This is a genomic window from Nocardia sp. NPDC059180, from assembly GCF_042754945.1.
GTDB lineage: Bacteria > Actinomycetota > Actinomycetes > Mycobacteriales > Mycobacteriaceae > Nocardia.
Map to the genome: position 1 here is coordinate 285,500 of NZ_JBHZBU010000003.1, position 22,638 is coordinate 308,137.

Annotated in this window: 17 protein-coding genes; 11 read left to right on the plus strand and 6 right to left on the minus strand. The window is 67.7% G+C overall.

Going from position 1 to position 22,638, the window contains the following annotated elements; genetic code table 11:
- Nucleotides 1-39: 39 nt before the first annotated feature.
- From ACFXNW_RS11735 to ACFXNW_RS11745, 3 genes are all read right to left on the minus strand, one after another.
- Complete coding sequence (locus ACFXNW_RS11735; RefSeq protein ID WP_379417621.1) at nt 40-2,532, minus strand: FtsX-like permease family protein; 2,493 nt, start codon at nt 2,530-2,532, stop codon at nt 40-42.
- Nucleotides 2,529-3,236 (minus strand): ABC transporter ATP-binding protein, encoded by a 708-nt coding sequence (locus ACFXNW_RS11740; RefSeq protein ID WP_163829780.1) that lies wholly within the window; start codon nt 3,234-3,236, stop codon nt 2,529-2,531. Before ACFXNW_RS11740 ends, ACFXNW_RS11735 begins: the two co-directional genes overlap by 4 nt.
- Before the next feature lie 84 nt (nt 3,237-3,320).
- Complete coding sequence (locus tag ACFXNW_RS11745; RefSeq protein WP_379417622.1) at nt 3,321-3,641, minus strand: hypothetical protein; 321 nt, start codon at nt 3,639-3,641, stop codon at nt 3,321-3,323.
- Nucleotides 3,642-3,845: 204 nt separating this feature from the next.
- On the opposite strand from ACFXNW_RS11745, the gene ACFXNW_RS11750 reads away from it, so the two are divergent.
- The 7 genes from ACFXNW_RS11750 (at nt 3,846) to gatB (ending at nt 13,647) form a co-directional block, all read left to right on the plus strand.
- Nucleotides 3,846-5,237, plus strand: a complete 1,392-nt coding sequence (locus ACFXNW_RS11750; protein ID WP_379417623.1) for a sensor histidine kinase — start codon at nt 3,846-3,848, stop codon at nt 5,235-5,237.
- 29 nt (nt 5,238-5,266) lie between these two features.
- Nucleotides 5,267-5,917, plus strand: coding sequence for a response regulator (locus tag ACFXNW_RS11755; RefSeq protein WP_379418110.1), 651 nt, complete (start codon nt 5,267-5,269; stop codon nt 5,915-5,917).
- A 75-nt stretch (nt 5,918-5,992) separates the two neighbouring features.
- A complete protein-coding gene (locus ACFXNW_RS11760) occupies nt 5,993-8,167 on the plus strand; it encodes a protein kinase (RefSeq protein WP_379417624.1) in 2,175 nt (724 codons plus the stop codon).
- Nucleotides 8,168-8,510: 343 nt separating this feature from the next.
- A complete protein-coding gene (locus tag ACFXNW_RS11765; RefSeq protein ID WP_379417625.1) occupies nt 8,511-9,413 on the plus strand; it encodes a hypothetical protein in 903 nt (300 codons plus the stop codon).
- Nucleotides 9,414-9,530: 117 nt separating this feature from the next.
- Nucleotides 9,531-10,565 (plus strand): ATP-dependent 6-phosphofructokinase, encoded by a 1,035-nt coding sequence (locus ACFXNW_RS11770; protein ID WP_379417626.1) that lies wholly within the window; start codon nt 9,531-9,533, stop codon nt 10,563-10,565.
- A 109-nt stretch (nt 10,566-10,674) separates the two neighbouring features.
- The gene (locus ACFXNW_RS11775; RefSeq protein ID WP_379417627.1) at nt 10,675-12,072 is read left to right on the plus strand and encodes an alpha/beta hydrolase family protein; all 1,398 of its coding nucleotides are present in this window, start codon (nt 10,675-10,677) and stop codon (nt 12,070-12,072) included.
- A 66-nt stretch (nt 12,073-12,138) separates the two neighbouring features.
- Nucleotides 12,139-13,647, plus strand: a complete 1,509-nt coding sequence (gatB, locus tag ACFXNW_RS11780) for an Asp-tRNA(Asn)/Glu-tRNA(Gln) amidotransferase subunit GatB (protein ID WP_379417628.1) — start codon at nt 12,139-12,141, stop codon at nt 13,645-13,647.
- 108 nt (nt 13,648-13,755) lie between these two features.
- Here gatB and ACFXNW_RS11785 read toward each other — a convergent pair whose 3' ends face one another.
- Nucleotides 13,756-14,871 (minus strand): PQQ-dependent sugar dehydrogenase, encoded by a 1,116-nt coding sequence (locus tag ACFXNW_RS11785; RefSeq protein WP_379417629.1) that lies wholly within the window; start codon nt 14,869-14,871, stop codon nt 13,756-13,758.
- A gap of 134 nt (nt 14,872-15,005) precedes the next feature.
- Between ACFXNW_RS11785 and ACFXNW_RS11790 the strand changes: the two genes are divergently transcribed.
- Complete coding sequence (locus ACFXNW_RS11790; RefSeq protein ID WP_379417630.1) at nt 15,006-15,872, plus strand: DoxX family protein; 867 nt, start codon at nt 15,006-15,008, stop codon at nt 15,870-15,872.
- A 204-nt stretch (nt 15,873-16,076) separates the two neighbouring features.
- Here ACFXNW_RS11790 and ilvD read toward each other — a convergent pair whose 3' ends face one another.
- Nucleotides 16,077-17,918 carry a dihydroxy-acid dehydratase gene (gene ilvD, locus ACFXNW_RS11795; protein WP_379417631.1) on the minus strand — a complete coding sequence of 614 codons (1,842 nt, stop codon included), beginning with the start codon at nt 17,916-17,918 and terminating at the stop codon, nt 16,077-16,079.
- A gap of 160 nt (nt 17,919-18,078) precedes the next feature.
- Entirely contained in the window at nt 18,079-18,735 is a 657-nt protein-coding gene (locus ACFXNW_RS11800) for a PH domain-containing protein (RefSeq protein WP_379417632.1), read from the minus strand.
- 332 nt (nt 18,736-19,067) lie between these two features.
- Here ACFXNW_RS11800 and ACFXNW_RS11805 point away from each other — a divergent pair, with 332 nt between their 5' ends.
- From ACFXNW_RS11805 to ilvC, 3 genes are all read left to right on the plus strand, one after another.
- Nucleotides 19,068-21,032 carry an acetolactate synthase large subunit gene (locus ACFXNW_RS11805; protein ID WP_379417633.1) on the plus strand — a complete coding sequence of 655 codons (1,965 nt, stop codon included), beginning with the start codon at nt 19,068-19,070 and terminating at the stop codon, nt 21,030-21,032.
- Nucleotides 21,029-21,532 (plus strand): acetolactate synthase small subunit, encoded by a 504-nt coding sequence (gene ilvN / locus ACFXNW_RS11810; protein WP_163825533.1) that lies wholly within the window; start codon nt 21,029-21,031, stop codon nt 21,530-21,532. Before ACFXNW_RS11805 ends, ilvN begins: the two co-directional genes overlap by 4 nt.
- A 78-nt stretch (nt 21,533-21,610) precedes the next feature.
- Nucleotides 21,611-22,612, plus strand: a complete 1,002-nt coding sequence (gene ilvC, locus ACFXNW_RS11815) for a ketol-acid reductoisomerase (RefSeq protein WP_379418111.1) — start codon at nt 21,611-21,613, stop codon at nt 22,610-22,612.
- The last annotated feature ends 26 nt before the right edge of the window (nt 22,613-22,638 follow it).

Sequence of the window (22,638 nt, forward strand, 5' to 3'; positions counted from 1 at the left end):
GGTGCGCAATGCTGCGCACCGGGCCGGTTTCGTACCGAATCAGTCGACTGCCAGTGCCTCGACGATCGGCATCCGCGCCGCGCGCAGGGCAGGCGGGATCGAGCCGAGCAAGGCCAGTAGCAGTGCGATCGTGCCATAGGCCAGCAGCAGCGGGCTCGGCTGCCACACGATGTCGATGGTCATGGCGTGGCCGATGGCGGTGGTGGACAGATACTGAACCACGATGCCGACGGCCAAACCGATCACGGCACCCGTGATACCGATGCCTGCGGCTTCGGCCAGCACCGAGCGCAGCAGGAACTTGCGTCCGGTGCCCATGGCGCGCAGGACCCCGAGTTCCCGGCGCCGGTCCAGCACCGACAGCATCAGGGTGTTCAACAATGCGATGGTGGCCACCAGCACCACGATCCACAGGATGGCGTTGCTCATCGAGGTGCCCTGACGCAAGCTGGCCGAGATCGCCGCCACCGCTTCCGCACCGGTCTGGACACTCAACTCGGGCCCGGCCAGCTCTCGGATCGCGGCCTTCGCCGCCACGGGATCCACGCCCGGTTTCAGACCGATGCCGATGATCGTTTCTCCTGGCCGCTGGTACCACTCGTGCAGCCGCGAAATGTCCATCACGACGATGCCCGAGATGACCGAGAAGTACGGGATCACCTGCACCACCCGCACGGTGTGGTCGCCGGTCGGCGTCGGCAGCGTCAACTCGTCTCCGACGTCGGCGCCCAGCGAGCGCGAGACATCACGCGAGAGCACCACGCCCGCACCGGAGCCCATCTGTGCGGCGCTTTCCGGGCTGATCGAGCCCTGAACCTCGGTGACGACGTCGGAGGGATATCCCTGCAACATCACCCGTCCGGTGCCGAGGGTCGCGAACGCCATCTGCCCGGGGCGGGCCTGTTCGACCTCGGGCAGCGCCGCGATCTTGTCCACCAGGCCCTCCGGCAATAGCGGACCGGTCGGGAACTGCTCCATCGACACCGGGCTCACGTAGAGGTCGGTGTCGCCGAGGTCCTCGAACGAGGCTGTCGCAGAGTCGACCATATTGCTCGAGGCCCCACCCATCGCAACAGTGGCCGCGACGCCGATCATCACCGTCATCATCGTCGCCCACACCCGGCGCGGCGCACGCTCGAGCGTGGTCGCCCCCAATGCGCCGGGTGCGCCGAACCAGCGTGACACCGCCGCTGCCGCACGCACGATCGGCCCGGTCGCGGCGAAACACAGTACCACCGCCGCCGCGAACGATATCGAGATGGCGGCCAACGAGTAGCGCCCGAGATCGGTCCGCGCGATGATCACCGCCGCGACGGCCAGCACCACACCGAGGACGGCGGCGCTCCAGCGCAACACCGGGCTCGCGGTGTCGCTGCGCCCGACCCCGATCGGCACCAGCGCCTCGATCGGCTGCACCTTGTACACCTGACGTGCGGCGATACTCGCGGCCGCGACACTGGCCAGCACGCACGCCGCGATCGCCAGCGGCACCGCGTAGCCGGGCACCATGTATTCGGTGCGCGCCTCCACCGATTGCACGATGGCGGCGGGCAGCTGCTCGATGGAGAAACGGCCCATGAAAATGCCGACGACGGCGCCGACAGCGCCGCCGAACAATCCGAGTAGCGCCGCCTCCACCAGCAGATCGCGGACCATCGGACCGCGTTTGCCACCGATGGCGCGCAGCAACGACAGGGTGGGCCTGCGTTGCGCCACCGCCATACTCATGGCGTTGTAGATCAGGAACGCCGACACGATCAATGCTGCCGCCGAGGCCATCAGCGTCGAATACCGCACGATCATGACCGCGCCACCGGCCTGTGCGGTGCGCAATCCGGGATCGGCGACCACGGCGCGGCCGTCGACGGCATCGGTCAACGCCTGCCTGAGCGCACCGATATCGGTGTTCGGTGCGGCGAGGATCTGCACCGAATCCAGCCGGCCTGCCCGGTCGGTGATCTTCTGTACGAGGGGCAGCGGAGCGGCCACGATATGGCCGGAATTGAGTTTGCTGGAGGTCTCGGCGTCGAGCACACCCGCGACGGTGACCTCGACCGATCCCAACCGGAATTGCTCACCTTCGGAGCGGCCGATTCCGGAGCCGACCAGGACACCGTTGGGGACCGAAAGCAGTTTGGCCGCTTGGGCGCTCATCGGACCGGCCAATTCGCTACCGAGTGCGGCGACCGAGGCGTCGGAGCCGATCAGCATGGCCCGATCGTCGCCGGTGCCGATCTGCGCGCGCATCATCGGTACTGCCCGATCGACCCCCGGTGTGGTGGCGATCGGTGCCAGTAGTTCCTGTTCGAAGCCCGCGTCGGTGACACCGGTGATCTCGAGGACGGCGTCGCCGCCGAGTCCGCGGGTCAGCTGGTCGACCGAACCGGTCACCGAGCCGGAGATGCTGAGCACCGACACCAGCAGGCCGGCCGACACTCCCATGACCGTCAGTGACATCAGGGTGCGGCCACGGTGGGCGAGTAGCTCGCCGATATTGAACAGCCGTAGCCGATCCCAGGCGGCACTGATCATGCGTTGACCGTCCGCTCGGCGCGCTCGTCGGAGCCGATCGTGCCGTCACGCAGGGTGATCACCCGGTCGCAGTAGCGCACCGCGCCCATATCGTGTGTCACCATCACCACCGAGTTGCCCGCACCGGCGACGTCGCCGAGCAGCTCGAGGATGGAGGCACCGGTCTTGGAATCGAGGTTGCCGGTGGGCTCGTCGGCCAGGATCAGCGGCGGATCCATGATCAGCGAGCGCGCGACCGCCACGCGCTGCATCTGACCGCCGGACAGTTCCGCGGGCCGGTGCTCGGCGCGCTCCGACAACCCGACCCGCTCCAGTAGTTCCAGCGCGCGCGGCTTGGCTTTGCGTAATCCGGTGCCGTCGAGCAACTTCGGAATGGCGACGTTCTCCCAGGCCGACAGCGTCGGTAGTAGGTTGAAGAACTGAAAAACGAAACCCACGCGATGCCTGCGGAATTCGGACTGACGCTCCTCGTCCAGGCTGCCGATCTCCTCGCCCTGGAAGCGGATCGAGCCCGAATCGGGGCTGTCGAGCGCACCGAGCAGATGCAGCAGGGTGCTCTTGCCCGAGCCGGAAGGCCCGATGATCGAGGTGAACTCCCCGGCGGCGATGTTCAGGCTGATCCCGTCGAGGGCGCGTACCACCTGGTCACCGACGAGATACTCCTTGTTGACGTTCGACAGTTCCAGCACGGCTGGTTGCGTCATCGCGTTCCCCACCCTCTCTCTAGCGTGTATTCCGTTGGGTACGTGCGTCTTCTGTTCGCACATCCGTGATCGGCCGGTGCGACGCTACCGTGCCATCGCCGCGGGCGCGCTCGGGTGGCGTCGATTCGGCCCCTCGAGCAGCGCGTGCAGTTCGGGCTGCTCCGCGCACAGTTCGAGGTATGCCTCGACCGTCGACTGCCCGCGGTCGAAGGCCCCGTCCAGCTTGGCCTCCAGGTGGCGATTCCACCGGTTGCGCAAAGCCAGCAGCAGTCCGGCCGGGCCGCCGAAGAGGCGGTCGAGGCCGGGTAGGCCGTCGAACAGATCGGGGCGGCTCGGGTCGGCCGCCGCACGGGCGAGCACGGTGTGCATGATGTCGGTGCGGGTGTGCTGGTCTTCCCAGGTCATGGCTTCTGGCCTTTCGTGAGCTGGGCCTTCTGAGGGGCCGGTGCGGGTGGTCCACGCCACTCGAGAGCGTGGATTTCACGCTACAAACGCAGTGACGTCGTTGTCGTCGTGCCAGAGACGAGAATCTGTCTCCTACCGTGGGCGGAGGCGGGCCCCGTTTCCGGGACGATGTACCGGGGGTGGCCGGGCGAATATCCTGACAGGATGAGTGCGAGCAGCGTCACACCACCGCCGGGCTTTGCCGGCGAGGTGGTGCCGTTCCGGGAGAGCGGGCGAATCCGCGACCGGATCATGGCCTTCGCGCGCAGCCCGCGGGCGGTGTTCCGCCGCAATATCGACGAGTTGCCATTCGACTATCCGCCCGCGGTGGTCATCAGTTCCGATCTGGCCTTCCTGGCCATCGGTATCGCCGCGTGCGTGCAGCGGCACGAGTATTTCCCCTCTGTGCTGCCGCTGCTGGCGCTGATCCTGCTGTTCATCTCGCTGCCCCTGTTCGCCTTCCTCGGCATCGTGCCGTCGCCACTGCAACTCGGCGGCACTGCGCTGGCGGCGACCGCGCTGTACCTCGTCCAACCCGTGCCCACCGATATCGCGCCGTTCGTGCTCGTCATCTCGGTAGGTGAGGTCGCCGCGATCTCTTCCAAACGGGTGAGCGCGCCATACGCCGCGCTCGCGATCGGACTTCTCTTCGCCTACGACCTCTTCGGCCGGGTGAATTGGGACGAGGACCCGCAGCCGCTCGAAGGACTGCCGATGTACTCCCTCGGCATCCTGCTCGGCTGGATGGTCGGCGTGATGCTCCAGTCGCAGCGCCGATTCCTCTATCAGGAACGCGAATACCAGGGCATCCGTGCCGCGCAGGCAGCCGCCGAGGAACGCAGGCGGATCGCACGCGAGGTCCACGATGTCATCGCACATTCACTCAGCGTCACGCTGCTGCATCTCACCGCCGCGCGGCACTCCCTGCAAACCGACCGCGACGTCGACGAGGCGGTCGATGCGCTCACCGACGCCGAACGTCTCGGCAGACAGGCAATGGCCGACATCCGGCGCACTGTCGGACTGCTGGACGCCGGGCCGACGAAGCACCTGGCCGAACCGAGCGCCGAGGACATCGCCGCATTGGTCGACGATTTCGCGCGGGCCGGGCTGCCGATCGACGCCGAGATCACCGGCGACCTCGACGCAGTTTCCGCCGCGGTGGGGCTCGCGCTCTACCGCATCGGGCAGGAGTCGCTGGCCAATGTCGCCAAGCACGCCCCCGGTGCGACGGTGCGATTCCAGCTGACGGTCGATCCAGCCACGGTCACCCTGCTGGTGGCCAACACACTGCCCGCGGGCTCGCTCACGCAGTTGGGCGCAGGAATGGGCCTGACCGGAATGCGGCAACGGGCCGAACTGCTCGGCGGCCGCATGACCGCAGGCCGTGACGGCGATGGATGGGCGGTCCAGGTGCGATTCCCGCACACCCCGACACGGAACGGCGCGATGTGCGAATGGTTGGCCGCCGGACTTCCGGTCCGCATGGAGCGGGCCGGGCCGCCGGGGCGTGATGTGGCGTTCGGCCCGGGTGTGATCAGACAGGAGAACGGGTGACCTCTGCGGCAACGGAGACCACGACGGCGGTGCTCGTGGTCGACGACCAGGAGTTGGTACGCGGCGGACTGCGCCGCATTCTGCGCCGCCGGGACGGATTCGTCATCACCGAATGCGCCGACGGCGACGAGGTGGTGTCCGCGCTCGCGGCCGGGCGCCCCGATGTGATCCTGATGGATCTGCGGATGAAACGGGTCGGCGGAATCGACGCCACCCGGTTGGTGCGCGCCCGCCCCGACGCGCCCCCGGTGCTGGTACTCACCACCTTCGACGACGATCAGCTGCTCTCGGGTGCGCTGCGCGCGGGCGCGGCCGGTTTCATCCTCAAGGACTCTCCGGCCGAAGATCTCATCCGCGCCGTGCGCACGGTGGCCACCGGCGGCGCCTGGCTCGACCCTGCGGTGACCGGCCGGGTGTTGTCGGCCTACCGCACGGTGCGCCCCGCGGCGCCGGCGGACGCCAGGCTGGCCGAGCTGACGGCCCGCGAGTACGAGGTGCTCGAGCTGATCGGGCGAGGCCGGGTCAATGCGGAAATAGCGCGTGAACTCGGCATCTCCGAGGTGACAGTGAAAAGCCATGTCGGGCATATATTCGGCAAGCTGGATCTGCGTGACCGGGCTGCCGCGATCGTGTTCGCGTTTGACCACGGGGTGGTCTCACCAGGACAATCCACTGTTTGACGGGCAGGTTACGGTCTCCGGCCGCGCGGTCGGAGGCGACAGCGACCACCGCCCGGGAGTGGAGGATTGACACCGGTGGTGGCACCTGGGTCCGAAGTGGGTAGACGGTTCGGACCGTACGAGTTGCGGTCGTTGCTGGGCAAGGGGGGTATGGGTGAGGTCTACGAGGCCTACGACACGGTCAAGGACCGAGTAGTCGCGGTCAAGCTGCTCTCCGACGAGCTGGCCCAGGATCCGGAGTATCAGGTCCGGTTCCGGCGTGAATCGCAGACGGCGGCGCGGCTGGCCGAGCCGCATATCATCCCGATCCACGACTGGGGCGTGATCGACGGCAGGCTGTTCATCGATATGCGGCTGGTGCCGGGCTCTGACCTGCGCACCATCCTGCAGACCAGCGGCGCGCTGAACCCGCACCGCGCCGTCTCGATCATCGAGCAGATCGCCGCGGCCCTGGACGCCGCGCACGCAGACGGGCTCGTGCACCGCGACGTCAAACCGGCCAACATCCTGGTCACCGAGGCGGACTTCGCCTACCTCGCCGATTTCGGTATCGCCCACACCGAGGGTGACAGCGCCATCACCATGGTCGGCGTCGCCATCGGCTCCTATACCTACATGGCGCCGGAACGCTTCGATATCGGGCCGGTGACCGGCCGCGCCGACATCTACTCGCTGGCCTGTGTCCTGCACGAATGCCTCACGGGAGCCTCACCGTTCCCCGCGGCGAGTATGAGTGTGCTGATCCGATCGCACCTGGCCGAACCACCGCCGCGCCCGAGCGTGCAGCGTGCCGGCATTCCCGCCGCCTTGGACGCGGTCATCGCGCGCGGTATGGCCAAGGATCCGAAAGACCGGTATCCGACGGCGGCGGAATTGGCACGCGCCGCGCGGGCCGCGCTACCCGCGGCGGCCGGGCCTGCCGCCGCGGGTTCGGCTGCCTCCGGTTCGGCGCCCGCGACCGGCGGGTTCGCGCGATTGGTCGTTCGCCCGCCGGACCCTTCGCGAACCGGCGAGATGAGCGCGGTGACGCCGGAGTCGACCGGTGAGCTGTCCTTGCCGGTCATCCGCCCGAGTGGACCGACCGAGGTCAGCCTGACCGAAACCCAGTTCACCTTGCCCAGCAAGGAGATTCCGGTGCGTCCCGCGGGCGCGCCTGGCACCGGGCCCGTGCCGCAGGTGCGCACCTTCCCGGACGCCCATCTGTACGAGGGCGCGCAGTTGCATCCCGCCGTTGACCCAGCCGCGCGACCTGATGCGGGTGACTATCCGGACCAGGCTGCATATCCTGCCGGCGACGCGACGCGCGTCTACGGTGCCGCCGAATCCGCGCCGACCGCCCGGTATCCCGGCGGAGACAGTGGCTACCCCGCTGATCAGGAGACGCGGTTCTACGGCGCGAGCGGAGTCGACGGCCGACCCGATGGCGACGATCGCACTCCCGACGGCGGTTCGGCAGCCGTATATCCGGATGGTCAGGCGACCCGGATATACGGTGCACCAGCAGAACCTCCTGGGTCCGCATCCGGCTACGCCTCCTCACCCGGCTACCCTCAGCCCGCCGGTTACAGTGCCCCCCCGCCGAATCCATACGGCGACCCCGCCGCCGGGTACGGCGCGACGCCCGATCCCCATCCCGCCGGTTACGGCAACGATTACGCAGTCGACCAGGGCGGTTACGCCGTGGCCCCGCCTGGTGGGTACCCGCCCGACCCGTACGCGTCCGATCCCTACGCTCACGATCCCTACGCCTCCCAGGGCCGCCGCCGTTCGGTCGCGCTGCCCATCCTGATCGGCGTGCTGGTCGTCGCGATCATCGCCGTCGGCGCTGTGGTGGGGCTACAGATGTTCGGATCCGACGATTCGGAATCGACCACCGCAAGGACCACCGGCGCCGCGGTCACCTCGTCGGCGCCGCGCACCGGTTCTGCGACGGGGCCGTCCAGGACGGCGACCACGTCGGCCACACCGGCACCGATAGCGCTACCACCGGGCGCACGCCCCTGCGGTCAGGCGCCACCGGTGACCGTCGCGTTCGCCAATGCCGCCGCAGGCACCGAGATAACCAGCTGCGAGTTCGCCGAGGAGGTGCGAAAGGCCTACGCGGAGGCTGCCGGTGGACGGGGTAGCGCGCCCGCGTCGGTGGTCGCCGCCAGCCCGATCACCGGACAGACGTACACCATGACCTGCTCGGAGCAGAACCGATTGGTCACCTGCACCGGCGGGAACAACGCCGTGGTGTACGTGTACTGACGGGTTTTCGCACGGCTGTCTGCGGTGCCGAGCCCCCGGAAGATGCGGAGTAAGAGCGCGGTAGGCCTACCCGCAACAGCCGGGTGAGGTCCGATCACGGACCCACCCGGCTGGTGTCGTCATGTCAGCAGCGTGGGACCGTTTCGGTCAAATGTCCAGAATGTGTGGTAGCGAGATCTGTTGTGCGTAACCGGGTTCGGGCGCGCGCGATCGGGTATTCTCGGCGCCTCGGGACGTCACCGCAGCAACGCAAGAGGCGGACCGGGCGCCGAACAAGTACGGTTTCCGGATGCTGCACCGACTCCGAGACCGGGGGGAGATCGCAACCAGAATGTGTCGAAACATGTCAACTGAACAAGCGGGGCGCTTCCCGATGCTGCGACGGAAGGCGGCTCTGTTCGTCGCCGTGCTGACGGCGCTACTGGTGGTCTCCTGCGGGAGCGAATCCGAGCCCGACGCACCGGCCGTGCCGAGCGTCACCGAAGCCGCGGCCAAGGCCGAGCACGAAGGCCTGTCGATCACCGTTCCCGGGACGCTGGCCGCCGATATCGCCGAACTGAAGAAGAACCAGCAGGGACGGCTGGGGCTGGCGATCATGCCGGTCGGCGGGCAGAGCGTGGTGACCTTCGGTGACTGGACCACCGGCCCGGCCTGGTCGACGATGAAGGTTCCGCTGGCCATCGCCGCATTACGCAAGAGCCAGGGCAGTCCGACGTATTCGGCGACCGCGGCGATCACCGCCTCCGACAACTCCGCCGCCGACGCGCTGTGGCAGTCGCTGGGCAGCCCGCAGGAGGCGGCTCAGGCGGTGCAGGCGGTGCTGCGCGAGGGTGGCGACGCCGTCACCACCGTTCCCGCCACCAAGGCCAGGGCGGAATTCTCGGCGTTCGGTCAGTCCGACTGGGCGCTGGCCGACCAGGTCCGCTTCGCCTCACGGCTGCCGTGCCTGGCGGAATCGGCGGACGTGGTGTCGTTGATGGGTCAGATCATTCCGAATCACCAGTGGGGACTCGGCGGGGTCTTCGAGACCGTGGACTTCAAGGGCGGCTGGGGGCCCGACCCCGAAGGCGCCTACCTGGTCCGGCAATTCGGCCTGGTCCCCGCGCCCGGCGGGCAGATCGCCATCGCCTTGGCCGCCGAGCCCGCGTCGGGCAATTTCTCCGACGGGATGAGCACGCTCAACAAGATGGCCACGTTGATCTCGCAGCATCTCGGCGAACTCAGCGGCGGGCAGTGTGCGGCCTGAGTCGTCGGGTCCCGGTCGCGGAGCGAAACGACACAGCCTGAGTCTCCTGGTCACTGTTACCCATCGTTCACGGGGGCGGGGCTCCATCGCACCCGAATGCGAGGCAAGATAGCGGCCATGCGCATCGGAGTCTTGACCGGAGGCGGAGACTGCCCAGGGCTGAATGCCGTGATCCGCGCCGTCGTACGCACCGCGAACGGGCGTTACGGTGACGCGGTCGTCGGCTTCCAGGACGGCTGGCGTGGCCTACTCGAGGATCGCAAGATCCAGATCCAGAACGATGACCGTACCGACCGCCTCCTCAACAAGGGCGGCACCATGCTCGGTACCGCCCGCACCAACCCCGACGTGCTGCGCGACGGGCTCGGCCGGATCCAGCAGACCCTCGACGACAACGGCATCGAGGCCCTCATCCCGATCGGCGGTGAGGGGACGCTCACCGCGGCCAGCTGGCTGTCCGATGAAGGTGTGCCCGTTGTCGGCGTGCCCAAAACCATCGATAACGACATCGACTGCACCGACGTCACATTCGGCCACGACACCGCGCTGGCCATCGCCACCGAGGCCATCGACCGGCTGCACACCACCGCGGAATCGCATCAGCGGGTCATGCTGATCGAGGTCATGGGCCGCCACGCGGGCTGGATCGCCATCCACGCCGGTATGGCGGCGGGCGCGCATCTGACGCTGGTGCCCGAGGTTCCGTTCGATGTGCAGGAGGTGTGCGCGATGATCAAGCGCCGTTTCCAGCGTGGTGACAAGCATTTCATCTGTGTCGTCGCCGAAGGCGCGCATCCGGCGCCCGATTCCGGCTTCACCCTGCGTGAGGGTGGTATCGACGAGTTCGGCCACGAGCGCTTCACCGGGGTCGCGCAGCAGCTCGGCGCCGAGATCGAACGCCGGATCGGTAAAGAAGTCCGCACCACGGTGCTCGGCCACGTCCAGCGCGGCGGCAGCCCCACCCCTTACGACCGGGTGCTCGCCACTCGCTTCGGCCTGCATGCTGCGGAGGCGGTGCACGCCGGGCACTTCGGCCAGATGGTCGCATTGCGCGGCACCGAGATCGGCCTGGTGCCGCTGTCGGAGGCGACCAAGCAGCTCAAGCGGGTGCCCGCCGAGCGATACCAGGAGGCAGAAGCCTTTTTCGGTTGATAGAGGGGTCGACCCGCTGTCTGGGTAGACATGTCGCTCGACGGTGACGCGCCGTTTTCGTTGCGACGACGGGTCACCGAAAAGGTGCGTGATCAGTACTGTGAGAGCCATGCGTGCGCGACGAGTGGCGGTACTGGTGCTGTCGGTAGTGGCCGCGATGCTGGTGGCCGGATGTTCGGACAACGGATCCGATTCGGGCGCGGGCACCGAGAACCCGGTGCGCGGTGACTGGCACGGCAAGATCGACGTGCCTGGACAGCCGCTCGAGATCGGCGTGAACTTCGAGTCCGCCGACAGCGCGACGATCGACATCCCCTCCCAGGGTGCCGAGGATGTCCAGCTCAAAGATGTCACCGCGGAACCGGATCGGGTGGAGTTCACCATTCCCGACATTCCGGGCGATCCGAAGTTCCACGGCACCTACGACGCGGGCGCGTCCCAGATCACCGGCGAATTCACCCAGTCCGGTCAGACGTTCAAGCTGGTCATGCAGCCGGGCACGATCGCTCCCGCCGCCCGCCCGCAGGAGCCGAAACCGCCGTTCCCGTACGAATCCGAGGACGTCAGCTATACCAACGGCGACATCACCATCGCGGGAACGCTCACCACACCCGAAGGTGACGGACCGTTCCCCGCGGTGGTGATGCTCACCGGCAGCGGACCGCAGGACCGCAACGAAGAACTGTTCGGCCACAAGCCGTTCCTGCTGATCTCGGACACGCTGACCCGAGCAGGCTACGCCGTACTGCGCACCGACGATCGCGGCGTCGGCGGTACTTCCGGCAAGCTCGAGGACGCCACCTACGACGACCTGGCAGGCGACGCCGTCGCGGGAATGGACTACCTACGTACCCGCGCCGATATCGACCCGGCTCGTATCGGCCTGTTCGGGCACAGCGAGGGCGGCTATCTGGCGCCTCTGGTGGCAACCAAGCCCGGCAGCGACCCCGCCTTCGCGATCCTGATGGCAGGCCCGTCGGTCCCCGGCGGCGATGTGCTGATCGAACAGAACCGCGCGCTGTTCGAAGCCAACGGTGCGTCACCGGAGGAGACCGACGCGCAGGTCGCCTACATCACCGACCTGACCACCGCGATGCGCGCAGGCGACCTCGACGGCGCCCGAGAGGTGGCACGCACCCACAACCAGACGCTTCCGGAAGACCAGCGCATGACCGATGAGCAGATCGACGGCTTGCTCACCCCGTCGATGACCTCGTTCATGACCTACGACCCCGCGCCCGCCCTGTCGGCGCTGCAGGTCCCGGTGCTCGCCTTCTTCGGCGGCAAGGACCTGCAGGTATTGCCGAGCCAGAACGAGCAACCGATGCGCGATCTGCTCGCGGACAATCCCGACGCCACCGTGCACACATTCCCCGAGCTCAACCACCTGATGCAGCCGGCCGGAACCGGGTCGCCCAGCGAATATTCGACGATCGAGACCACGGTCTCGCCCGAGGTGCTCGACTTCGTCAAGGCCTGGCTGACCCAGCGGGTGCCGACGAAGTAGCTGTGCGCCGTCCGTGCCGCGGACCGTCGGCACAGGCCTGCACAGCCCTTACATAGACTGTTCGCCATGAGCGCACCTACCGTCGAGCTGATGGATTACGCCGATGTCGTGACCAGGTATGAGCCGGTGCTCGGCATGGAAGTTCACGTCGAGCTGTCCACCGCGACCAAGATGTTCTGTGGGTGCCCCACCGAGTTCGGCGCCGAACCGAATACCCAGGTGTGTCCGGTATGCCTCGGTCTGCCCGGGTCGCTGCCGGTGGTCAACGAGTCTGCGGTCGAATCGGCCATCCGCATCGGTCTCGCGCTGAATTGTTCGATCACTCCGTGGGGCCGGTTCGCGCGCAAGAACTACTTCTACCCGGACCAGCCGAAGAACTACCAGATCAGCCAGTACGACGAGCCGATCGCCACCGAGGGCCACCTCGATGTGGTGCTCGACGACGGCAGCATCTTCCGCGTCGACATCGAGCGCGCGCATATGGAGGAGGACACCGGCAAGTCGGTGCACGTCGGTGGCGCGACCGGTCGTATCCACGGCGCCAGCCATTCGCTGCTCGACTACAACCGGGCCGGCGTGCCGCTCATCGAGATCGTCACCAAGCCGATCACCGGCGCGGGGGAGCGGGCGCCGGAGGTGGCGCGCGCCTATGTCACGGCGTTGCGTGATCTGCTGAAGTCGCTCGAGGTCTCCGACGTCAAGATGGAGCAGGGTTCGCTGCGCTGCGATGCCAACGTCTCGCTCATGCCGGTGGGTGCCACCGAATTCGGTACCCGCACCGAAACCAAGAACGTCAACTCGCTGCGCAGCGTCGAGGTGGCGGTGCGGTACGAGATGCGCCGCCAGGCGGCCGTGCTGGCCTCCGGTGGTTCGATCGTGCAGGAGACCAGGCATTTCCATGAGGCCGACGGCTCCACCTCGCCCGGACGCCGCAAGGAGACCGCCGAGGACTACCGCTACTTCCCCGAGCCCGATCTGCGCCCGGTCGCCCCGGACGCCGAATGGGTCGAGCAGTTGCGCACCACGATCCCCGAGTACCCGTGGCTGCGCCGGGCCCGCATCCAGTCCGACTGGGGGCTCTCGGATGAGGTGATGCGCGACCTGGTGAACGCGGGCGCGCTCGATCTGATCATCGCCACCGTCGATGCGGGCGCACCGGCCAATGAGGCGCGCTCCTGGTGGGTCGCTTACCTCACCGAGAAGGCCAAGGAGCGCGAGGTCGCGCTGGAGGATCTGCCGATCACCCCCGCACAGGTGGCCGAGGTGATCAAGCTGGTCGAGGCCAAGACGGTGAACAACAAGGTCGCCAAGCAGGTCGTAGATTTCGTCCTCGCCGGCGAGGGTGATCCCGCGCAGATCGTGGAGTCCAAGGGCCTCGGCATGGTCAGCGATGAGGGCGCCCTGCAGACCGAGATCGACAAGGCGCTGGCGGCCAATCCCGATATCGCCGACAAGATCCGCTCCGGCAAGGTGCAGGCGGCGGGCAAGATCGTCGGCGATGTCATGAAGGCCACCCGCGGCCAGGCGGATGCCGCCCGCGTCCGAGAACTGGTGCTGGCTGCCTGCGGCGCCTGAAAAGCCCCGAATCAAGAACTCCCGCCCGTGCGATCCACGGGCGGGAGTTTTTTGTAGCCATCAATATCCGGTCACGACGCATATGCGCCGTGACCGGACCGGGCCGGATCAGTCCGGTCCACCACCACCAGCGGCCGGCGGCGGAATACGAACCACGCGGTCATCGAATGGACCTGGCGTGCCGCCCTCGTCCTTGTTCACCGTCGACACCCAAATGGTGCCGTCACCACCGGAGGCCGCGCCGCTGAGCCTGCCGTATTTGTCCTGGGCGACGAGCGTGGGCGCCGCGGTGACAGCATGGGTATCCGGGTCGGTGACAGCCAGCGCCAGTGCCTTCGCGCCGGTCAGCGAGATCGCCACCCCATCGGCCGCGGCCGCACAACCCGCCACACCGGGCCGATCCGGCCAGGTCCACGCGGTGGTGATCGCCCCGTCGGGCGCCAGCCGTTGCAGCCGATCCTCGGCGGGGGTGCGGTCGGTGATCCAGACGCCGTTGGTGCTGTCGAGGCAGATATCGCCTGCGGTGCCGATTCCGGAGATCACGACCTCGGGTGAGGCCGAACCGTTCGCACTGGGCGAGTTCACCCGCAGCAGCTTGCCTGCCAGCGACGACTGCGCCGCGCCCGCGCCGGGATCACCCGCATTGCCGGTCAGCACCAGCATCCGGTCCGGTGCGGTGAACTCGATGGCACCACGATTGCCGGTGGCGCCCTTCGGGATTCCGGTCAGTACCGGCTTCGGGGGTCCGCCGCCCTGCGCGATACGCACCACCCGATTGTCGCTCGGAGTGGTGATGTAGGCGTAGAGCAGGCCGTCCTCACCGTAGGTGGGAGACAGGGCGAGATCGGTGAGTCCGCCGTCACCGGAACCGTCGACGTCGATCTGCGCGATCTCCACCGGCGGCTGCTCGGGCACCACCTTCATGATGCGCCCGGTGCGACGTTCGGTGACCAGCGCCGAGCCGCCGAGGGAAACGAGCCCGCCGGTGGTGTCGAGGCAGGTGGCGACCACCGCCGGATCGGGGTCGATGCACGGCCCGCTCGGGCGGGTGGTCGAGGTCGGCGGCTGGCCGGGTTTCTTCGGTTCGATATTCGCCCCGTGCAGCGTCGGCTCCGGTGTGAACGGACTGGACGCGGAATCGTCGAACCGCGCGCAGCCACCCAGCAGCATCGAGCCGAGCACCACCCCCACCACCAAGCGCCTCGCGCCGCCAACCGACTTCATACCCCAAACGTAACGGAAACCTCCGCCCGCGCGCCTGTCGCGGGTCCACACCGGGTGTGGCCGAAACACGTCAATCGGACACGCCGTCGCACGAGAGGGTTATCCGCCGGGCCCGCGCGGCTTAGGCTGAACGGGTGAGCGACAAGTCGAAAGACGAGCCCGAATCCGCCGCGAGCACGGCGGAGCAGCGGGCGGTGTCAACGTCGGAGGGCGGCGTCGGCAGCCCGTACGATTCACCGACCGGCGAGCTACCGACGGTGGGCAAGGCGAAGATGACCAAGGAGATTCCGCGCACCGACGACGAGCTGGGCTTGGACCCCGACGTCGACGCACCGACCGCCGGTGCGGCAGCCGCGAAGAGCTCGGACCCGGACGCCACCTACGCCTACGCGAGCATCCCGCCCGCCGCCGCGCCGCCCGCGGGCGGCGCCACCAACCGGGTTCGCCGCCGCAATGGTGAGAACCGGCGCGGCACCCTCGATCTCGGTCTGTTCCTGCTGCGGCTCGTCGTCGGCGGCACGTTCCTCTACCACGGCATGCAGAAGCTCGCGGGCTGGTTCGACGGCCCCGGTATCGACGGCACCCGCGAGATGATGGAAAAGGGCGGCTGGGATCACCCGTCGTTGTCGGCGGCGATGCTCATCGCCGGTGAGGTCGGCGGCGGCATCCTGCTGATCCTCGGTCTGGCCACCCCGCTGGCCGCCGGTGCGGTGCTGGCCGTCATCCTCGACGCGTGGGCCTGGAAGCAGGGCATGCACCCAGACTTCCAATACACGCAGGGCAAAGGCGCGGTCGAGGTCGAGACCATCCTCGCCGGCACCGCCGCGGTCATCATCCTCACCGGTCCCGGCCGCTGGGCCCTGGACCGCAACCGCGGCTGGGCCACCCGCCCTGCCTGGGGCTCGTTCGCGGTGCTGCTGCTGGCGATCGCCGCAGCTGCCGGTGCGTGGTGGTACCTGCATGGCGGTAACCCCTTGGTCGGCATCGGTCCTTTCGACTGAGCTGATCCGCCTCTCCGCGATTCTTGCCGGTCGTGGGTGCCGCGGGCCTTGCCGTCGCGGGTCGGCGGTTCCGTAGCGGGTCAGGCTTTGGCGTGCCCGGTGAGTTACCCGGATTCTTGCGAAATCAGGTGTCGCGTTTCGAAATCCCTACAAGGAGGCGCCCCTCGCAATGCTGCGAGGGGCGCCTCTTTCTTCCCGCTATTCCTACTTCACATACCGCACAGCGCCCTTATCTGCAGAGGTCGCCATCGCGGCGTACGCGCGCAGCGCGGTCGTCACCGGACGCTCCCGGCCCACCGGCTGCCACGGATGCTCCCGTGCGTCCATCTTGGCGCGCCGCTCTGCCAGCACCGCGTCGTCGACCAGCACCTCGAGAGTGCGGCTGGCGACGTCGATGCGGATCTGATCACCGTTCTCCACCAGTCCGATGACGCCTCCGCTGGCCGCTTCGGGCGAGATATGGCCGATGGACAGGCCCGAGGTGCCGCCGGAGAAACGGCCATCGGTGATGAGCGCGCATTCCTTGCCGAGGCCGGAGCCCTTGAGGAACGCGGTGGGGTGCAGCATCTCCTGCATTCCGGGACCACCGGCGGGGCCCTCGTAGCGGACGACGATCACATCGCCCGGCTTGATCTTCTTGCCGAGGATCACCGACACGGCTTCCTCCTGGGATTCGACCACCACGGCCGGACCCTGGAAGGTGAACAGCTCCTCGTCGATGCCCGCGGTCTTGAGCACCGCGCCGTCGGGGGCGATATTGCCGCGCAGCACGACCAGGCCGCCCTCTGTGGTGTAGGCGTGCTCGAGGTCGCGGATGCAGCCACCCGCGGCGTCGGTGTCCAGCGACGACCAGCGGTTCTCGGTGGAGAACGGCTCGGTGGTGCGGACCCCACCCGGTGCGGCGTGGAACAGTTCGATCGCCTCGTCGGAGGCCTTGCCGGAGCGAATGTCCCAGGTGTCGAGCCATTCGTCGAAGCTGGCGGAGTGCACCGTGCTGACGTCGGTTTCCAGCAGTCCCGCGCGCCGCAGCTCGCCGAGCAGGGCGGGGATGCCGCCGGCGCGGTGCACATCTTCCATGTGGTAGTCGGAGTTCGGCGCCACCTTCGACAGAGTCGGCACCCGGCGGCTGGTCTCCTCGATGTTGTGCAGATCGAAGTCGATCTCACCCTCCTGCGCGGCGGCCAGGATGTGCAGCACGGTGTTGGTGGAGCCGCCCATCGCGACATCCAACGCCATCGCATTCCGGAAGGCGTTCGCATCGGCGACATTACGCGGCAGCACCGAGGCGTCGTCTTCGCGGTACCAGCGGTTGGCGATGTCGACGATGACCGTGCCTGCCCGCTCGAACAGGGCGTGGCGCGCGGCATGGGTGGCGAGGGTGGAGCCGTTGCCCGGCAGGGCCAGGCCGAGTGCCTCGGTGAGGCAGTTCATCGAGTTCGCGGTGAACATGCCGGAGCAGGAGCCACAGGTCGGGCACGCGCTGCGCTCGACCTCGTCGAGTCCTTCGTCGCTGACCGCGCTGTTGGCGCTGGCCGAGATCGCGGTGACCAGGTCGGTCGGTGCCTGCGCGACGCCGCCGACGACGACGGCCTTACCGGCTTCCATCGGACCGCCGGAGACGAACACCGCGGGGATGTTGAGCCGCATGGCGGCATTGAGCATGCCCGGGGTGATCTTGTCGCAGTTGGAGATACACACCAGCGCATCGGCGGTGTGCGCGTTGGCCATGTATTCCACCGAGTCGGCGATGATCTCGCGGCTCGGCAGCGAGTACAGCATGCCGCCGTGGCCCATCGCGATGCCGTCGTCGACGGCGATGGTGTGGAACTCACGCGGCACGCCACCCGCGGCGCGCACCGCGTCGGCGACGATCTCGCCGACGTTCTTCAGATGCACGTGCCCGGGCACGAACTGGGTGTAGGAGTTGGCGATGGCCACGATCGGCTTGCCGAAATCTGAGTCGGTCATACCGGTGGCGCGCCACAGGGCGCGGGCGCCCGCGGCATTGCGGCCGATGGTGGTGGTTCGTGAACGAAGCGGTGGCATGGGTGTCCTCGGTCGGGTCGCGGGGGCTGATGTGCGACAACGCTGAGCGATTCGGCGGTCCTGCCGGGTTGTCCGGCGGTCCGGCCGATGCGCGGCGCAGCGTCTCTTGCACGTTACTCCCGCAGGTGGCACGGGCTGTGTGCCGGCCGCGGGTGGTGAATCAGCTACCCGGTGTGATGTCGGTGTCGCGTGCGGCCGCGGTATCGGCCTCGTTTGGCGTCGGGGTGTCGCCGTCCGTAGTCGAGTCGCCGCCCGTGGTCGAGTCGGCGCCCGTGGTGGGCTCGGTGGTGCCGGTGGTGGGGCTTTCGGTGGTGCCATCGGTAGTGGCATCGTCCGAGTCGGCAGGTTCCGCAGGACCGGCGAACGGGTCGGGAATGCGTCCACCCGAAGCGTTCACCAATTCGCGCAACCTGTCATAGGTTACCGCCGGTAGTTTGGCCTCACTGTCGTCGTCGAGGTGAACTCGGACATAGCCACGTTTGGGAATACGGATACCGCGGACCTGCGCCCAGTCGATGTGGCGGGAGCCGAAGACCGTCCGCAGGTCGAGTCCGGCGCCAGAGACCGTGGTCTGGGTGCGCAGGATCCACACCGATACCGCGATCGGGAGCGCGAACAGCCACCAGAAGACGGCGGGCCAGCCGACGAACGGGAAGAACACACACAGCACCAGCACCACGACGCCGATGAAGTTCAGCCGTGTGATGCGGATGACACGCGCCGGTGTGCCCTCGCTCGCCTGACCACCCGTATCCGTCGTCGTGTCGGACGTGTGGGACGATTTAGCCGGTGGCACGGACTGATGCGGTGATGACACACCACCATCCTCGCATCATGGTGGACGGACTCGAGCACCCACTGTCGTCTCACATAATGGGACGGCGTAGGCCGGCGGTTTGACTCTTCACCTCACGCACAAATACCGTCATGCGCGTGAATCGAAACGAGTTGCTCGTACTCGGCCGGCGCGTCCAGCGTTGAGCCCGACTACCTGATACGTCAGCTCGCACTGCGACGCGCCACCCTCGAACAGCCATGTGCTGTCGGGGGCTTTTTTGTGTTCGGACCATGACCGCTGTCCGGACGGGCAGGCACCGCCACTCGCGGCTCGCCCGGGGTCATAACGACAAGAGGTAAGGAACCAAGACGGTGAGCGCACCAACCGCCCGGCCCGGGCCCTCGGCCCGCAGGCCTGCGCCTTCGGCGAACCAGCCGGCAGCTGCCGGTACTCCCGCGACGAACACGGCCAACCGCCGCCAGCTCCCGCCCGAGCGGGTCACCGGCGCGCAGTCGGTCGTCCGCTCGCTCGAGGAGCTCGGCGTCGACACCGTATTCGGTATTCCCGGCGGGGCCATCCTTCCCGTCTACGACCCGCTGTTCGATTCGACGCGGGTGCGTCATGTGCTGGTGCGCCATGAGCAGGGCGCGGGCCACGCCGCCACGGGGTACGCCCAGGCCACCGGCAAGGTCGGCGTCTGCATGGCGACCTCCGGCCCCGGTGCCACCAACCTGGTCACCCCGATCGCCGACGCCCAGATGGACTCCGTGCCGATCGTCGCGATCACCGGCCAGGTCGGCCGCAGTCTCATCGGCACCGATGCGTTCCAGGAAGCCGACATCTCCGGCATCACCATGCCGATCACCAAGCACAATTTCCTGATCACCGACGGCCACGACATCCCGCGCATGATCGCGGAGGCGTTCTACCTGGCCGCCAGCGGTCGTCCCGGCGCGGTGCTCGTCGACATCCCCAAGGATGTGCTGCAGGCGCAGACCACCTTCAGCTGGCCACCGGAGATGCGCTTGCCCGGCTACCGTCCGGTCACCAAGCCGCATGGCAAGCAGGTGCGCGAGGCCGCTCGGCTGATCGCCGAGGCCAAGGCGCCGGTGCTCTATGTCGGCGGCGGTGTGATCAAGGCCGACGCTTCCGCCGAACTGCTCGAGCTCGCCGAACTGACCGGCATCCCCGTGGTGACCACGCTGATGGCGCGCGGCGCGTTCCCCGACAGCCATCGCCTGCATTGCGGTATGCCCGGTATGCACGGCGCGGTGGCCGCGGTGGCGGCGCTGCAGAAGTCGGATCTGCTGATCACCCTCGGCGCCCGCTTCGACGACCGCGTGACCGGTCAGCTGGATTCCTTCGCGCCCGGCGCCAAGGTCATCCACGCCGATATCGACCCCGCCGAGATCGGCAAGAACCGGCACGCCGACGTCCCGATCGTCGGTGACTGCCGTGAGGTGATCGTCGAGCTGATCGAGACCCTGAAGGCCGATCCGGCTCAGACCATGCCCTTCGCGCTCGGTGAATGGTGGACCTACCTCGACGGCATCCGCGACAGCTACCCGCTGGGCTGGTCCGCGCCGAGCGACGGTTCGCTGTCGCCGGAGTTCGTCATCGACGCACTCGGCCGCCTCGCCGGACCGGACGCGATCTACTGCGCCGGCGTCGGTCAGCACCAGATGTGGGCCGCCCAGTTCGTCAAGTACGAGAAGCCGCGCACCTGGCTCAACTCCGGTGGCCTCGGCACCATGGGCTATGCCGTGCCTGCCGCCATGGGCGCCAAGATGGGCGCGCCGGACAAGGAGGTCTGGGCGGTCGACGGTGACGGCTGCTTCCAGATGACCAACCAGGAGCTGGCCACCTGCGCCGTGGAAGGCGTGCCGATCAAGGTCGCGCTGATCAACAACGGCAACCTCGGCATGGTCCGCCAATGGCAGACCCTGTTCTACGAACAGCGCTACTCCAACACCGATCTCGGCACGCACACCCTGCGCATCCCCGACTTCGTCAAGCTCGCCGAAGCCCTCGGCTGCCACGGCATCCGAGTGGAGAAGGAAGAAGACGTCGAGGCCGCGATCCGGGAGGCGCAGTCGATCAACGACCGCCCGGTGGTCATCGACTTCATCGTCGGCAAAGACGCCCAGGTGTGGCCGATGGTGGCCGCGGGCACCAGCAACGACGAGATCATGGCCGCACGCGGCATCCGGCCGCTGTTCGATGAGGACGAGTCGGCCGCCGAGCCCGCCGTCATCCATGAGGCGCTGTCCCATGACCGGAGCAAGGGCAGCACGACCGACGCCACCGCATCGACCAGCGAGGGGAACCAAGAATGAGCAGCACCCACACCCTCAGCGTCCTCGTCGAGGACAAGCCGGGCGTGCTGGCGCGAGTGGCGAGTCTGTTCTCTCGCCGCGGTTTCAATATCGAATCGCTGGCGGTCGGTGGCACCGAGGTTCCGGAGATCTCCCGGATGACCATCGTCGTCACCGTCGAGGACCTGCCGCTCGAGCAGGTCACCAAGCAGCTCAACAAGCTGGTGAACGTCATCAAGATCGTCGAGCAGGACGCCGACGCGTCGGTGGCACGCGAATTGATCCTGGTGAAGGTGCGTGCGGACGCCAGTGTGCGCACTCAGGTGATCGAGGCTGTCACCCTGTTCCGGGCGAAGGTCATCGACGTGTCCCCGGACGCGCTCACCGTCGAGGCGACCGGGACCCGGTCCAAGCTCGACGCGCTGTTGCGGATGCTGGAACCGTATGGCATCCGTGAGATCGTGCAATCCGGTGTCGTTGCGGTCGGCCGCGGGCCGAAATCGATCACGGCGACCCGCTAACTCTTTATTTCACATACTGTTCTCCGCCGCATGCGGGGACGATCCGTCAGAAGGGAACCCATCAAAGTGGCAGTCGAGATGTTCTACGACGACGATGCCGATCTGTCGATCATCCAGGGCCGCAAGGTCGCGGTGATCGGTTACGGCAGCCAGGGCCACGCGCACTCGCTGAGCCTGCGCGACTCCGGCGTCGAGGTCCGTGTCGGCCTCGCCGAGGGCTCGAAGTCGCGGCCGAAGGCCGAGGAAGCCGGACTGACCGTCGGCACTCCCGCCGAGGTTTCCGCGTGGGCCGACGTCATCATGGTGCTCGCCCCCGACACCGCGCAGGCGTCGATCTTCACCAACGACATCGAGCCGAACCTGAAGGACGGCGACGCGCTGTTCTTCGGCCACGGCCTCAACATCCACTTCGGCCTGATCAAGCCGCCTGCCGAGGTCACCATCGGCATGGTCGCGCCGAAGGGCCCCGGCCACCTGGTGCGTCGCCAGTTCGTCGACGGCAAGGGTGTTCCGGCCCTGATCGCGGTCGACCAGGACCCGAAGGGTGAGGGCCAGGCGCTGGCGCTGTCCTACGCCAAGGGCATCGGCGGCACCCGCGCCGGCGTCATCAAGACCACCTTCAAGGAAGAGACCGAGACCGACCTGTTCGGTGAGCAGGCCGTGCTCTGCGGTGGCACCGAGGAACTGGTCAAGACCGGTTTCGAGGTCATGGTCGAGGCCGGTTACGCGCCGGAGATGGCCTACTTCGAGGTGCTGCACGAGCTGAAGCTGATCGTCGACCTCATGTACGAGGGCGGCATCGCCCGGATGAACTACTCGGTCTCCGACACCGCCGAGTTCGGTGGCTACCTGTCGGGCCCGCGGGTCATCGACGCCGACACCAAGAAGCGGATGCAGGACATCCTCAAGGACATCCAGGACGGCACCTTCGTCAAGCGCCTGGTCGCCAACGTCGAGGGCGGCAACAAGGAGCTCGAGGGTCTGCGCAAGCAGAACGCCGAGCACCCGATCGAGGTCACCGGCGCCAAGCTGCGTGGTCTGATGAGCTGGGTCGATCGCCCGATCACCGAAACCGCATAAGGTCGCTGTGACGTGAAAGGGCCCGT